Below are 14,350 nucleotides of genomic sequence, written 5' to 3' on the forward strand. Positions count from 1 at the left end.
GGGCGGCAACGATCAGGAAGCGGCGCAGGATTTTTGCTGCAGGGCGATGGCCGGTGTTCTATCTTCGCGCCATGGGAAGTCCGTTACTGGAATTTTGGTCTGCCGCGCGCGCTGCTGCCGCCAAGGGAGAATTATTGAAACTCACCCTGAGCAAGCCCCGCCACGGCGGGAATGACTTGCCGCGCAACCGCTACGCCCGGCTGGTGCAGATCAAAGGACGTACCCAGCTCCAGATCACCCACCGCTACGAAGACCGGGAGGAAGTGAAAAACCACCTGATTGGCATGGGCATCTCCTTGCTCGAAAGCGCGCTGGGCGTAGACTACGGCAATGCCGACTTATTCACCACCCACGAGCAGTTCAGCATTACCCTGACGCGGAAGGGCAACGCGCGCTTTTTACGCAAAACCCTGCACCTGCGGCCGCGCCCCACCGACCCCGTAGTACAGGAACACGACCGGGCCAAGCACCGCGAAATCCCCGCCGACCGCATGTACCTGCACGACCTGGGCATTACCAACGAGCGCGGCGAGGTGCTCCGCGACGGTAAGCGCAAGTACAAGCAGATCAATAAGTTTGTGGAAATCATCGATGGCCTGCTCCGCGATTTCCCCCTCGCCAACGGAGCCCACATCGTCGATATGGGATCGGGCAGTGGCTACCTCACCTTTGCCCTCTACGACCACGTGGTCAATTCCCTTGGCCTCGACGTGACGGTAACGGGCGTTGAGCTGCGCCCTAAACTGGTGGAAAAATGCCGGATGGTAGCCCTCAAGAGTGGTTTCGATGGCCTGCATTTTACCGAGGGCAGCATCGATGGTTTTACCGCCGACCGCATTGACGTCCTCATCGCCCTGCACGCCTGCGATACGGCCACCGACGATGCCCTGTTCAAGGGCCTGCAAGCCAAAGCCGACATCATGGTGGTGGCCCCCTGCTGCCAGAAGCAGGTGCGCCGCGAAATGGAAGTGCCCGAAGAAATGAAGCCCCTGCTCGGCAACGGCATCCTCCTGGAATGGCAGGCCGCGATGCTTACCGACGGCATCCGGGCCCTGCTGCTGGAAGCCGAAGGCTACCAAACCAAACTCTTTGAGTTCATCCCCCTGGAGCACACCGCCAAAAATGTGATGATCACCGCCGTCAAAGGCCGTAAACGCGCGGAGGCCAAGGAGGAAGTCAAAGCCCTCAAAAAGCGCTTCGGCGTAACGCGGCACCACCTGCAAGACCTGCTGAAAGCGAAGAAAAAAGTGTGACGCCCAGCGGCCAAACCTCTTGCCCCGCCGTCCGTTTCGTGAACGGGCCCCGCAACAGTGGCGCGCTGCCACTTAATTGACCAACCAAGCCACCGGTATTCATCATGCTGCAAACCGACGTTCTCATCATCGGCTCCGGAATCGCCGGACTAAGCACGGGCATCAAACTGTCCTTGCTCCGCCCCGACCTGAAAATTGATGTCCTCACCAAAGTAAACGAGCGGGAAAGCAACACCAGCTACGCCCAGGGCGGCGTGGCGGCGGTGTGGGACCATGGCTCGGACAACTACGAAAAGCACATCGCCGATACCCTCGACGCGGGAGCGGGATTGTGTGATGAACACATCGTCCGCATCGTCGTCGAAGAAGGCCCCACGCGGGTGGAAGAGATCATCGATTGGGGTACGCGTTTCGATACGGACCGCTTTAAGAAGTACGACCTGGGCCGGGAGGGCGGACACTCCGAAAACCGCATTCTCCACTACAAAGACCTGACGGGCTGGGAGATCCAACGCGCCCTGAGTGCTAAGGCCGCGACGCTGAAGAACCTCACGGTGCACGAACACTATTTCGCCCTCGACCTGCTCACCCAGCACCACCTGGGCTACATTGTGACGAAGTTGACGCCTGACATCACCTGCTACGGCGCCTACGTCCTGAACCGGCAAACGGGGGAGATCGAGAAAATCCTGGCCCGGAACACCGTGCTGGCGGCCGGGGGGAATGGACAGATTTACCGCAGCACCACCAACCCCGTCATTGCAACGGGCGACGGCATTGCCATGGCCTACCGCGCCAAGGTCCACCTCGAAAACATGGAATTTGTACAGTTTCACCCCACGGCGCTGTACAATCCCGGTTTAGACCCGCAAGCCTTTCTCGTCAGCGAGGCCGTCCGGGGCGAAGGGGCTATTCTGAAGCGGCCCGACGGTACGGAGTTTATGCACGACTACGACCCCCGCGGCTCTTTGGCTCCCCGCGACATCGTGGCCCGCGCCATCGACAACGAGATGAAGCTGGCGGGACTGGAATTTATGTGCCTGGACTGCACGCACATCCCCGCCGAACACTTCATCCGCCACTTCCCCACCATCCACGAAAAGTGCAAGAGCATTGGCATTGACCCCGCCAAAGACCTCATTCCCGTCTGCCCCGCCTGCCACTACATGTGCGGTGGCGTGAAGGTAGACGAGTACGGCAAGACGAGCGTCAACCAGCTCTTCGCCTGCGGGGAGTGCACCAGCACGGGCCTGCACGGTGCCAACCGCCTGGCCAGCAACAGCCTTTTGGAAGCCCTGGTTTTTGGCCACCGCATCGCCCACTGCATCGCCGCCAACATCGATACGGCCCAGGTGCCCGACGGCATTCCGAACTGGAACCGGACGGCTACGAGCAAACCCGACGAGCAGGTACTCATCACCCAGAGCACCAAGGAGCTCAAAGAGGTGATGTCCAGCTACGTCGGCATCGTGCGGAGCAACAAACGCCTCGAACGGGCCCGCAACCGCCTGGAATTGCTGGGTACGGAAACCGAAGACCTCTACAAAAACAGCCTGGTAAGCACCCAGCTCTGCGAACTGCGCAACCTCATTACGGTGGGTTTCCTCGTCACCAAAGCCGCCAGCCTCCGCCACGAAAGCCGCGGCCTGCACTATACGACCGACTACCCGGAGAAAGCGGACTTTGTGCAGTACAGCATTATTTAAGGGGGGAAAGGAGTAAAGGAGGAAAGGAGTAAAGGAGCCCTAGCGCTCTTCGACGAAGAGGGCGGAGATCGATTCGTTGTCGTGGACGTTGCGGATGGCCGTGGCAAAGAGCTGGGCGGAGGAGAGGACCTTGATCTTGGCAGAAATTTGCTTGAGGGGGACGGCGTCGCAAACGATGAGGGTTTCGAGGGCAGATTTTTCGATGCGTTCGTAGGCGGAACCACTCAGGATGGGGTGGCTGGCGATGGCCCGGACGCTTTTGGCGCCGTTTTCCATGATCAGGTCGGCGGCGCGGCAGAGGGTTCCGGCGGTGTCGACGAGATCGTCGACGAGGATGACGTCGGCCCCGGTGACGTCGCCGATGAGGGTCATGCCCTCAATTTCACCGGCGCGTTTGCGGTATTTGTCGCAGATGACGATATCGCGGGCGAAGTATTTGGCGTAGGCACGGGCCCGTTTTACGCCGCCCATATCGGGGCTGGCGAAGGTGACGTTGCTCATGTCTTGTCCCTGAAAGTAAGGCATGTAGATGGCCTGACTCTGGAGGTGATCGACGGGGATATCGAAAAAGCCCTGGATTTGGTCGGCGTGCAAATCGAGGGTCATGATGCGGTCGGCGCCCGCTTCGACGAGGAGGTTGGCGATGAGTTTGGCGCTGATGGGTACGCGGGGCTGGTCTTTGCGGTCTTGGCGGGCGTAGCCGAAGTAGGGGATAACGGCGCAGATGTAGCCGGCCGAGGCGCGCCGGGCGGCGTCGATGGTAAGCAGCATTTCCATCAGGTTTTCGTGGGGCTGAAAGGTGCTGCCAATGATGAAGACGTATTCGCCACGGATGCTTTGCCGGATGATGGGCTGCATTTCGCCGTCGTTGAAGCGGGCGACTTCGAGTTCCCCCAGTTCCTGCCCGTAGGCGGCGGCGATTTTTTCGGAAAGAAAGCGGCTGCCCGTGATCGAGAGGATCGTCACGTGGTCAGTCATCGGGGTGAGACGGGGCTTGTGGGACATTTGGCAAAGTTAGGGGATTAGTTCATAGTTCAGTAGTTCATAGTTCAGTAGTTCATAGTTCAGTAGTTCGGTAGTTCGGTAGTTCATAGGTCGTGGTTAGCTGGTGCTGGGCAACTAACGACTACTGAACTATGAACTGTAGAATATCTTTGCGCCCCGTTGCTGCGTGGCGGCGCGCACATTCAAGTTAATCCTTTTCCGCATGTCTACCCGGAATAAGCTCCAGAAATTTGCCGAAATCCTGCAGCTCCCCAACGTTTACGAAAATTTCGACCCCCGCAACCCTGCGCTCATCGGGGCTGGCGGCCAGGCCGTAGACCGGCGGGGCAACTGGGCCCAGGGGCATTTCGGAAACGCCAACCCCATTACCCTCGAGCTTGCCTGCGGGCGCGGGGAGTACACGGTAGATCTGGCACGGCAGTACCCCGGCCGTAACTTCCTGGGTGTTGACATCAAAGGGGCCCGCATCTGGAAGGGGGCCAAAATCGCCCAGGCGGAAGGCCTTCACAACGCCGCCTTCCTCCGTACCCGCATCGAGATCATCGCCACCTTTTTTGCGCCGGGGGAGATCGACGAAATCTGGATCACCTTCCCCGACCCCTTCCTCAAAAAAGGCAAGGAAAACCGCCGCCTCACCGCCCCCCGCTTTCTGCGCCAGTACCGCCATCTGTTGCGCCCCGGCGGGCTCGTCCACCTGAAAACCGACAGCCGCGAACTCTACGACTGGACGCAGCAGACCTTCGCCCACCAGCCCGCCGTGGAAGTCTTGTACCACGACCACGACATCTACGCCAAGCCCCTGCCCCTGCCCGAGTTGAGCACAGAAACGTACTACGAAAAACTCCACAAGGGCCTGGGCAAAACCATCACTTACACCCAGTTCCGCTTCGGCCCGCCGGAGGTGGAATTGCTGGGTGGGAAGGGCATACCGGGCTTCGAGGTGTGAGGACGGGCCTGGCCTTCAACCTGCCCGGCACCTGCGGCCGCGCCCTCCATTCCCTTACTCCTTTCCCCCTTTACTATCTTTGCAGCCCCGTAGCCAACCCGGCTGCGGCACAGACTCCAAACTGAAGACCACTCACCATGGCTAACCCCACCTTTGCCGATTTCAAAAAACTGACCGCCCACGCCAAGGATTACGGTTTCGTCTTTCAAAGCTCCGAAATTTACGACGGCCTGGCCGCCGCCTACGATTACGGCCCCCTGGGCGTACTGCTGAAGAACAACCTGAAGGAGTACTGGTGGCGCAGCATGGTACAACTGCACGAGAACATCGTGGGCCTGGACGCCTCGATCTTCATGCACCCCAAGACCTGGAAAGCCTCCGGCCACGTCGATGCCTTCAACGACCCGCTGGTGGACAACAAGGACAGCAAGAAGCGTTTCCGCGCCGACGTCCTCATCGAAGAACAGCTCGATAAGATCGAGGGCAAAATGACCAAGGAGATCGAAAAAGCCGCCAAACGATTCGGCGAGGCTTTCGACGAGGCCCAGTTCCGCGCCACCAACCCCAACGTGCTCCGTTACGCCGCTGAACACGAAACGATCAGCAAGCGCCTGGCCACGGCCATGACCAACGGCGATATGCAGGAACTCCACCAGCTCATCGTCGATCTCGGCATCAGCGACCCCGATACGGGCAGTAAGAACTGGACGGAAGTGCGGCAGTTCAACCTCATGTTCTCCACCCAGCTGGGCAACGTGGCGGGCGAGGAAGGCAAACTTTACCTCCGGCCGGAAACCGCCCAGGGCATTTTTGTCAACTTCCTCAATGTTCAGAAATCTACCCGCCAGAAGCTGCCCTTCGGCATCGCCCAAATTGGCAAAGCTTTCCGCAACGAGATCGTCGCCCGGCAGTTCATCTTCCGCATGCGCGAATTTGAACAGATGGAAATGCAATTTTTCATCCAGCCCGGCACCCAGCAGGAATGGTACGCCTACTGGAAGGAAACCCGTATGAAGTGGCACCTGGCCCTGGGCCACCCGGCGGAAAAACTCCGCTTCCACGATCACGATAACCTGGCCCACTACGCCGATGCGGCCGTCGATATCCAATTCGATTTCCCCTTCGGCTTTAAGGAACTCGAAGGCATCCACAGCCGGACGGACTTCGACCTCGGTGCCCACCAGGAGCTCTCGGGCAAGAAAATGACCTACTTCGACCCCGAGCGCAACGAGAGCTACGTGCCCTACGTGCTGGAAACGTCCATCGGTGCCGACCGCCTCTTCCTGGCCACCCTCAGCTACGCCCTGCGCGAAGAGATGGTGCCCGGCCAGGACGACCCCACCAACGTGCGCGACGTGCTGGCTCTCCACCCCGCCCTGGCACCCATCAAAGTGGCCATCCTCCCGCTCAAACGCACCGAAGAACGCATCGTCAAGATCGCCAAAGACATCTTCAACGATCTCCGCTTCCGCTTCGATGTGCAGTACGACGACACCGGCTCCATTGGCAAACTCTACCGTCGCCAGGACGCCATCGGCACTCCCTTTTGCGTCACGGTCGACTACGACAGCATCGACGACGGCACCGTCACCATCCGCGACCGCGACACGCTCCAGCAGGAACGCATCAAGATCAGCGAGCTGGCCGCCTTCATTGGCCCCAAGGTTGATATGGCCAATTTGCTGGCCGCCGCCGCCCGTTAAGGCTTGTTTTTCAGGGCGCGGCCGCAGGTGCAAGGCAAGTTGACCGAGCAAAGATTGGCTGTCGTGCAACCATCTATTGTTGGGAAACCTTTACCTTAAGCACCAAATTCTTCTTTCCATGACCATCTACCGGATTAAGCTACTCGATGCTGAAGCCTTAGCCATCCTGCAAAGCCTTGATAAAGTAGGTCTCATTCAGGTTTTGGAAAAAGAAGAGGTGGAAACAGAGGACACGCCCGATGCCGCTACTTTAGAAAAGCGCGTCTTGGCGCGGCTTGATGCCTTGGAAATCCCCCCCCCCAGTGAGGAGGAACTGGAAGACCTCTTCGCCGAAATGAAGGAGCAGCGGATAAAAGAGGCTGATGCCAGACGCCAAGTCGCGAAGCTGGGAGCAGAATGAGGTTCACTGTCGATCCTAATTTATGGATCAGCGCCCTGATGCGCGGCAAGGTAATTAAGCTGGATGTTTTACTCGGCACCAAGACCATCCGAATGGTGTTCAGCCCGGACCTCTTGCAGAAGTTCTACGACAGTTCAATGCGGGATAAGTTCCGGCGGTGGTTTAGCGAAGAAGACGTGGACAACCTTATTCAACTCATCAGTCGGGAGGGGGAGGAAGTTAGGATCACTAGTCGAGTAGATATTTGTAGGGACCCTAAAGACAACTACTTGTTGGCTCTGGTCAAAGATTCCGGGGCAGATTTCCTCGTCACTGGTGATAGAGACCTGCTCGTCATTAAGCACTTCGCAGGAGCAAAGATCATTAGCTACCAAAATTTCGTCGAAGAACTTGATCGGCTGTAGTCTTGTTAACAACCCACAGTATGGCAAATGAATGGAACGTCGGCAAGAAAGAAGTCGGCCTCAAAAAAGAAATCGAACAGGCGGTAGTAGTGGGCCTCGTGACGCGTATGCAGACCGAGGAACAAGTCAGCGAGTACCTCGATGAGCTGGAATTTCTGGCCCTGACGGCTGGTGCGGAGACGACCCGCCGCTTCGTCCAGAAACTCGATACGCCCGATAAGCGCACCTTCGTCGGCAGCGGCAAAGCAGCCGAAATCGCCAAGTACGTCGAGGAGCACGAAAACATCACCATGGTCATCTTCGACGATGACCTGAGTGGCAAGCAAACTTCCATCCTCGAAGAGATGATGAAGGTCAAGATCATCGACCGCTCCTCGCTCATCCTAGACATCTTCGCCGGGCGCGCCCAAACGGCCCAGGCCAAAACCCAGGTGGAACTGGCCCAGATGCAGTACATGCTGCCCCGCCTGCGCGGCCTCTGGACCCACTTGGAGCGCCAGCGCGGGGGCATCGGCATGCGCGGTCCGGGAGAAACGGAGATTGAGACCGACCGCCGGATCATCCGCGATAAGATCAGCAAACTCAAAAAAGACCTCGAGAAGCTCGACCGGCAGGCAGAAACGCGCCGCAAGGGCCGCGATGCGATGGTCCGCGTGGCCTTGGTGGGCTATACCAACGTTGGCAAATCCACGCTGATGAACCTCCTGACAAAAAGTGAAGTCTTCGCCGAAGACAAACTCTTCGCCACCCTGGATACCACCGTACGGAAAACCGCTTTCCAGGGCGTGCCTTTCTTACTGACCGACACCGTTGGGTTCATCCGTAAGCTGCCTCACCACCTCGTGGAAAGCTTCAAGTCTACGCTCGATGAGGTGCGGGAAAGCGACATCCTGCTCCACGTTGTCGACGTGGCCCACCCGCAGTACGACGACCAGATCCGGACGGTCCAGGGACTGTTGAAAGACCTCAATGCCTCGGATAAGCCCACCTTGCTCGTTTTCAATAAGATCGACCTGTTCCGCGAACGCAACTACGACCTCTACCTCGACCAGGAAGGCCGCGAGGAAGTAGAAGAAAGCCTCCGCCAGAGCCTATCCGGCCAGTTTGGTGCCGAGGCCATCCTCCTCTCCGCTCATACCAGGGAGAACCTGGATAAGCTACGGCAGCGCCTGGTGGAGATGGTCAAAGAAGAGTACCAAACGAACTACCCTTACGTAGCCAAACAGTGGTAAAGCCCCCCCTTTGGGCACTGCGGGGCGGCCCCAACTTTAGTACGGAGGAAGGTAAATAATCCCGTACCCTTTTCGTTTTTTTGCGGTTGCCCCGCAGTTGATTACGCTCACCCCCGAATGGCCAATGCTATGACCGATACCCAGTTGAACGCCTACGCCCACTTGTTGGTCAATTACTGCGTAAGTCTGCGGGCGGGCGAACGCCTTTTTGTAAACTCCACCACCTTGGCGGCACCTCTGGTCGCCGCCATTCAGCGGGAGGTGCTCAAGGCCGGGGGGCACCTGGAATACAGCCTGGCGGTGGAGGGGCAGAGCGAAGCCTTCCGGGAATACGGCAGTGTGGAGCAGTTTGCCTACGTTCCCACCCTCTATCGCAAGGGATTGGAAGAGTTTGAGGCCTACCTCAGCATCAGCGCACCTTTCGACCTGCGCCAGCCTCCCGCTGCCCCGGATTTGCAAGAAGCCCGCCGCAATGCGTTGCAACCCGTGATGAAAAGCTACTTCGAGCGCACCGCCGATCGCCGCCTGAAGCGTAGCCTCTGCGTTTTCCCCTGCCCTGCACTGGCCGCCGAGGCCGACATGACCCTGGAAGAGTACACCGCCTTCGTCGCCCAGGCCACCAAGATCGACCAAGCCGACCCGCAAGCGGCCTGGCTGGAGGTCCGCCAGCGTCAGCAGGCCGTCGTTGACCACCTCAACGCCTGCTCCGAGTTTCGCTACGTCAATGACCGTACGGACATCACCTTCACCACCCGGGGTCGTACCTGGATCAACAGCGACGGCCAGACGAACATGCCCAGTGGCGAGGTCTATACCAGTCCCGAAGAAGACTCGGTCAACGGCACCATTTACTTCGACTATCCCGCCATTCGCGATGGGCAGACCGTCCAGGGTGTCACCCTGTGGGTAAAGGACGGCGAAATCCAGCGCTGGCACGCCGAAAGCGGGCAGGAAGTGCTGGACGAGACCTTCGCCATTGCCGGCACCCGCCGCTTCGGGGAGGTGGCCGTGGGAACCAATTACACCATTGACCGGTTCAGCAAAAACATCCTCTTCGATGAGAAAATTGGCGGCACCGTCCACATGGCCATCGGCCAGAGTTACGCCCAGGCCGGTGGAAAAAACGAGAGTTCCGTACATTGGGACCTGATAGCCGACATGAAAAACGGCGGAAGAATCGTGGCTGACGGCAAAGAAATTTACCGCAATGGCCATTTTATCCAAGAATTGTGGCCCTAACTCGCCCTTTGGGCCCTTACCACCTATTTTTTTCACCTTGTTTACCTACCTTGCAACGCTTTCTATCTACTGCATTATAGGAACTACACCGGGAACGTAAAACTGAATTAACCTCAAACCGTGAACGAGAACATTGCCTTTCTAGAGCTGAAATATGGGAACATCTACGGAGGCTACCCCAATTTCTACGCCATCAGTGAAATCGCCCTGCTCGTCTTCGAGCGTGGCTCCAACAAAATATTCCTCGAAAGCTGGATCAACCAGGCCAACGTGGACATCGTAGACGTTTTTGCCGAGACCGACGAGCTCGGCCACACCGTCAAACGCGTCCGCGAAGTGCTCAACATGCGCACCAACCGCCGCTTTCCTTACGACGAGGAATTCCGCCTGGCCGACAACGACCTCCAGTTTGCCTTCCGCAACCTGCGCTCTACCAAAGCGGCCGTGAAGAACTTCCTCCTCAAGAACTTCCGCAAGTACCGCTTTCAGGACCTGATCGTCTTTGATGGCCGCCGCGACATTTTCCTCTGCGAGCGATCCGGGGTAAATTTCGATTACCTCAACATCATCGACATCCAGAAGAACCTCAACCGGGAGACCGACTACCTCTTCAGCCTCAACAAGCTGGCCGTGGTCATCGATTTCCACACCGACCGTTCTTACCTCCGTTCGAACAACCTGGAGTACTGGCTGCACCCCATTGCCGCCCGCCAGATTGTGCCGGGCACTGCGGCCTTCGACGCCGCCCGCCTGCTGATGGTCTTCAATGAGTACAACGAACGCCACGAAGACTTCATGATCAAGGCCGCTATCCTCCTCAACAAAGTCCAGAAACGGAAAGAAGAGAATAAGGACAGCGGAGCCGAAGACCTGGAATAGCCTTCGGGAAAGGCCCACCGCCACCTTCCGCTACCAAGAGAAAGCCCCTGCGTTCAGTAACGGTACGCAGGGGCTTTTTTGCACCACCAAGGCTGGAAAAGCGTCGGGCGGGAGGGGTAAAGCAATTGCTCTCCTCCCCCTCGCCAGGCTATTCCGCCAATACGGCCAACAGGCCCCGGAGAGGAACCTTGGCCTGGTCTACCCGGTAGTGCAGGTCGTAACGCAGTTCCTGCAGGGCTTTTTCAATGCGGAAGGCATCGAGTAAGACTTCCAGGTCTTTTTCGTCAGCGGGCAGCAGGCGCGTACCCTCCGTTGCACTGCGGTACGCGGTCAGGAATTCAGCGGAGAGGTAGCGTTCGGCGGAGAGCAGCCAGTCTTCCAGGCGGTCGGCATTCTCTTGCCGCAGGTTCAGGCTCAGGTCTTCGTAGACGAGGCCAGCCGCGTAGGAGATGGAACGCATGAGGTTGGCCAGGTCCTTCGCAGGGCTGCGGCGGAGGGTTCGTTGGCTGAAGCTGCGGTCGGGGTCACCGTCGAAATTGTGAATCACAAAGCCATCTTCCGTTAGCGAAATTTGTTCGAGCGTAAAATCTCCGTGGATGCGGATTTTATCGGACTCAATCTTGTGGTCAAAGATCCGCTTGAGCACTTCATGGATGCGATCTTCCTGGGCGATGAGGGCCTCGGCCAGGCCGGTGCCTTCTTCGTCCAGTTCCGCCAGGCGTTGTTTGATCAGGTCGATGGTACTGCGCACTTCCCCCTTCAGGCCGGCGTAAACGCTGCGCTGGTAGTGGAGGGAGAGGGGCTCGGGGGCGAAGCTCTTGTCTCCGTTGGCCTCGTACATCAGGCTATGGAACGCCGCGAAGGTCCGCCCCAGATCGGCCACTCTAGCGATGAAGGGAGCCCCGAGGGTGAGGCGGATGGTTTCGGGCATATCCCGGTACATCACCTCTTCGGTAGCCGCAACGGGGTCGGGGGCACTGTCCTCCAGCTGTTGCAGGCGGGTAACGATGTCTTCTCCGTAGCGTTGCAGGTTGTTGCGGACGTAATCCCAGCTGGATCCTTCCCCCGCCGTGCGGTTTTCAAAAATGGCCAGCGTAGCGTTCATCCCCTTGCGTGGGGCAAAATGGAGGCTGCCCGCCAGCTGCGGCGCACTGCCAAAACCCCGTTGGTTGAGAATCCGCTTTACCTCCAGGTCCGGCACATCGGCATCGTGGATGCGGCGGTAGAATTTCACGTTGTAATCTTTGCTCTGCAACAACTGGTATTCGGTGCCGGAATGCAGCAGGCGCAGTTCTTGGCCGCTGGCGTGGCGCAAATCGTCGTGGCCAGTGAACACCAGGCCCGACTCCGGAGCTAAATCGGGAATACCATGCAGCAATGCAGCGCGGAAGTTCTCGTCGTACAAAGCGTCGGAAACCACCATGGTCTGACCGTCCACCGTGGCCAGGCAGACGACTTCTTCACGGGTGCCGTAGGCCGCATCTTCGGCCGCTGGGTGAAGTACCAGCGGGAGTTGGATCATCTCCGGCAGCCCCTTCAGAAAGCCAACGCTGAGGAATACCCAGCCACTCAGTCCACCACCCAAAACGGGGCTGACGTAATCGAGGATGGTCACGCTTTCCAGCTCAGCGGCTTTGTTGCCCATCCAGCTGACGGAGCGCAGATAAGCCGGCAGTACTTCCTTTTCCAGGGTTCGGAGATTGGCCCTGCTAAAGAGCGCCTCCACCGAAGCAGCCGTGAGCGCCGGACCGGTCAGCTGGCGGTGGTCCTGCCCGCTGTTGGCCGCCGATTCCAGTTGGAGCCAAAAGTAACCGTGCCCCACCATGGTCACCACGTAAGGGTCGTGGTCGACATCCCGAAAGTGGGTCTGGCCAAAGACTTCCCGCACCCGGCTGCCCGCATAATCGCTCAGGTCCAACTCCACCGCCTGGGGGTGACGGCTGAGGTTAATCACTACGGCCACCCGCTCCTCTTCGTACTCTCTGACGAAGGCCAGGACGTGGCCGTTTTCGGGCTTGAGCCAGTGGATCGTTCCCCGCCCGAAGACGCGGAAATTACGGCGCTTGGCCAGCAGGCGCTTAGTCCAGTTCAGTAGGCTGTTGGGCGTCTGCTGCTGTCGCTTGACGTTGATCCAGCGGTAGCTGTACTCCGTATCCCGAATGACGGGCAGGTAGAGACTATGCGGGTTGGCCGTGCTGAAGCCAGCGTTCTCCTCGTTGTTCCACTGCATGGGCGTACGCACGCCATCCCGGTCTTTGAGGTAGAAGTTGTCGCCCATCCCGATCTCGTCTCCGTAGTAGAGTACGGGCGTGCCGGGGAGGCTGAGCAGCAAGACATTGAGCAGTTCAATCTTGTTGCGGTCGTTGTCCATCAAGGGGGCCAGGCGGCGGCGGATGCCCACGTTGATGCGGGCGGTGCGGTCGGCAGCGTAAGTGTTGTACATGAAATCCCGCTCCTCCTCAGTAACCATCTCCAGGGTCAGCTCGTCGTGGTTGCGCAGGAAGGTGGCCCACTGGCAATTGGGCGGGATGGCCGGCGTCTGATCAAAAATATCGGTGATCGGGTGGCGGTTTTCCACCTTCACACTCATGTACATGCGCGGCATGAGCGGGAAGTGGTAGTTCATGTGGCACTCGTCGCCGTCGCCAAAGTAGCTGGCGCTGTCTTCGGGCCACATATTGGCTTCGGCCAGGAAAAGGACATTGTCGTAGTTGTCGTCAACGTGCTTGCGCAGCTTTTTCAGGAAGGCGTGGGTCTCGGGCAGGTTCTCGCCGTTGGTCCCTTCCCGTTCGAAGAGGTAGGGGATGGCGTCGAGCCGGAAGCCGTCGATGCCCATATTCATCCAGTAGTCGAGCACGGCAAAAATCTCCCGCTGCACGTCTTCACTGTCGTAGTTCAGGTCGGGCTGGTGGCTGAAAAAGCGGTGCCAGTAGTACTGCTTGGCGACGGGGTCCCAGGTCCAGTTGCTCGTCTCGGTGTCCGTAAAGATGATGCGCACGTCAGGCCACTTCTGGTCGTCGTCGCTCCAGACGTAGTAGTTCCGTTCGGGGCTGCCTTCGGGGGCGCGGCGGGCGCGCTGGAACCAGGGGTGCTGGTCGGAGGTGTGGTTGATGACAAGCTCGGTGATAACCTGTAGGTTCCGGGCGTGGGCCGCGTCGAGAAAGCGCTTGAAATCAGCAATGTTGCCGTAGGGCGAAGAGACGTTGTAGTAATCCTGGATGTCGTAACCATCGTCCCGCAGCGGACTGGGGTAGAAAGGCAAGAGCCAGATGGCCGTGATGCCGAGTTCTTCCAGGTAATCGAGCCGTTGCTCCAGGCCCGCGAAATCGCCGATCCCGTCGCCGTTGCTGTCGTAAAATCCTTTGATGTTGAGTTCGTAAATGATGGCATCCTTGTACCATAAGGGTTCGCGACGATAATTCTGGCTCATACCTGCTTTGCTTGCTGTGGTTTAACGCTGTAAAAACGGCATCGCAGGCCAGATGTCCAAACTCCCCGGAGGATAAGTTGAGAAATATCGTCGGCATTAGCCTGAGATGGGCGCGGACGCAGGTGCAGGGGCTACGACGAGGAGCGAGGGAGG

11 protein-coding genes are annotated in these 14,350 nt (G+C 58.6%); 9 read left to right on the top strand and 2 right to left on the bottom strand.

Annotated elements, in window-relative coordinates; genetic code table 11:
• The first annotated feature begins 71 nt into the window (after positions 1-71).
• On the top strand, positions 72-1,253 hold the full coding sequence (locus H9S92_RS16140) for a class I SAM-dependent methyltransferase (protein WP_187467725.1): 1,182 nt from the start codon (positions 72-74) through the stop codon (positions 1,251-1,253).
• A gap of 104 nt (positions 1,254-1,357) precedes the next feature.
• Entirely contained in the window at positions 1,358-2,959 is a 1,602-nt protein-coding gene (nadB, locus tag H9S92_RS16145; RefSeq protein ID WP_187467726.1) for an L-aspartate oxidase, read from the top strand.
• Between the two features lie 39 nt (positions 2,960-2,998).
• Here nadB and H9S92_RS16150 read toward each other — a convergent pair whose 3' ends face one another.
• Entirely contained in the window at positions 2,999-3,964 is a 966-nt protein-coding gene (locus H9S92_RS16150) for a ribose-phosphate pyrophosphokinase (RefSeq protein WP_246463931.1), read from the bottom strand.
• A gap of 202 nt (positions 3,965-4,166) precedes the next feature.
• Between H9S92_RS16150 and trmB the strand changes: the two genes are divergently transcribed.
• The 7 genes from trmB to H9S92_RS16185 all read left to right on the top strand — a co-directional run bounded on the left by trmB (position 4,167) and on the right by H9S92_RS16185 (position 10,767).
• Positions 4,167-4,910 (top strand): tRNA (guanosine(46)-N7)-methyltransferase TrmB, encoded by a 744-nt coding sequence (gene trmB, locus H9S92_RS16155; protein ID WP_187467727.1) that lies wholly within the window; start codon positions 4,167-4,169, stop codon positions 4,908-4,910.
• A gap of 137 nt (positions 4,911-5,047) precedes the next feature.
• Positions 5,048-6,613: a glycine--tRNA ligase gene (locus H9S92_RS16160; protein ID WP_187467728.1), complete on the top strand. Its 1,566-nt coding sequence runs from the start codon at positions 5,048-5,050 to the stop codon at positions 6,611-6,613.
• A gap of 118 nt (positions 6,614-6,731) precedes the next feature.
• A complete protein-coding gene (locus H9S92_RS16165) occupies positions 6,732-7,013 on the top strand; it encodes a hypothetical protein (protein ID WP_187467729.1) in 282 nt (93 codons plus the stop codon).
• A complete protein-coding gene (locus tag H9S92_RS16170; protein WP_187467730.1) occupies positions 7,010-7,417 on the top strand; it encodes a putative toxin-antitoxin system toxin component, PIN family in 408 nt (135 codons plus the stop codon). The genes H9S92_RS16165 and H9S92_RS16170 overlap by 4 nt, the downstream gene beginning before the upstream one ends.
• A gap of 20 nt (positions 7,418-7,437) precedes the next feature.
• Complete coding sequence (gene hflX / locus H9S92_RS16175; RefSeq protein ID WP_187467731.1) at positions 7,438-8,649, top strand: GTPase HflX; 1,212 nt, start codon at positions 7,438-7,440, stop codon at positions 8,647-8,649.
• A gap of 117 nt (positions 8,650-8,766) precedes the next feature.
• Positions 8,767-9,888: an aminopeptidase gene (locus H9S92_RS16180; protein ID WP_246463933.1), complete on the top strand. Its 1,122-nt coding sequence runs from the start codon at positions 8,767-8,769 to the stop codon at positions 9,886-9,888.
• A 120-nt stretch (positions 9,889-10,008) separates the two neighbouring features.
• The gene (locus H9S92_RS16185) at positions 10,009-10,767 is read left to right on the top strand and encodes a hypothetical protein (RefSeq protein ID WP_187467732.1); all 759 of its coding nucleotides are present in this window, start codon (positions 10,009-10,011) and stop codon (positions 10,765-10,767) included.
• Positions 10,768-10,915: 148 nt separating this feature from the next.
• Here H9S92_RS16185 and treS read toward each other — a convergent pair whose 3' ends face one another.
• A complete protein-coding gene (gene treS, locus H9S92_RS16190) occupies positions 10,916-14,197 on the bottom strand; it encodes a maltose alpha-D-glucosyltransferase (RefSeq protein WP_187467733.1) in 3,282 nt (1,093 codons plus the stop codon).
• Positions 14,198-14,350: the final 153 nt, after the last annotated feature.

Origin of the sequence: Neolewinella lacunae (assembly GCF_014349155.1) — a bacterium.
GTDB lineage: Bacteria > Bacteroidota > Bacteroidia > Chitinophagales > Saprospiraceae > Neolewinella > Neolewinella lacunae.

Bases quoted from the DNA above. Each gene is read 5' to 3' on its own strand.
- H9S92_RS16140 (WP_187467725.1), top strand. From the start codon at position 72: ATGGGAAGTCCGTTACTGGAATTTTGGTCTGCCGCGCGCGCTGCTGCC.
- nadB (WP_187467726.1), top strand. From the start codon at position 1,358: ATGCTGCAAACCGACGTTCTCATCATCGGCTCCGGAATCGCCGGACTA.
- H9S92_RS16150 (WP_246463931.1), bottom strand. From the start codon at position 3,964: ATGTCCCACAAGCCCCGTCTCACCCCGATGACTGACCACGTGACGATC.
- trmB (WP_187467727.1), top strand. From the start codon at position 4,167: ATGTCTACCCGGAATAAGCTCCAGAAATTTGCCGAAATCCTGCAGCTC.
- H9S92_RS16160 (WP_187467728.1), top strand. From the start codon at position 5,048: ATGGCTAACCCCACCTTTGCCGATTTCAAAAAACTGACCGCCCACGCC.
- H9S92_RS16165 (WP_187467729.1), top strand. From the start codon at position 6,732: ATGACCATCTACCGGATTAAGCTACTCGATGCTGAAGCCTTAGCCATC.
- H9S92_RS16170 (WP_187467730.1), top strand. From the start codon at position 7,010: ATGAGGTTCACTGTCGATCCTAATTTATGGATCAGCGCCCTGATGCGC.
- hflX (WP_187467731.1), top strand. From the start codon at position 7,438: ATGGCAAATGAATGGAACGTCGGCAAGAAAGAAGTCGGCCTCAAAAAA.
- H9S92_RS16180 (WP_246463933.1), top strand. From the start codon at position 8,767: ATGGCCAATGCTATGACCGATACCCAGTTGAACGCCTACGCCCACTTG.
- treS (WP_187467733.1), bottom strand. From the start codon at position 14,197: ATGAGCCAGAATTATCGTCGCGAACCCTTATGGTACAAGGATGCCATC.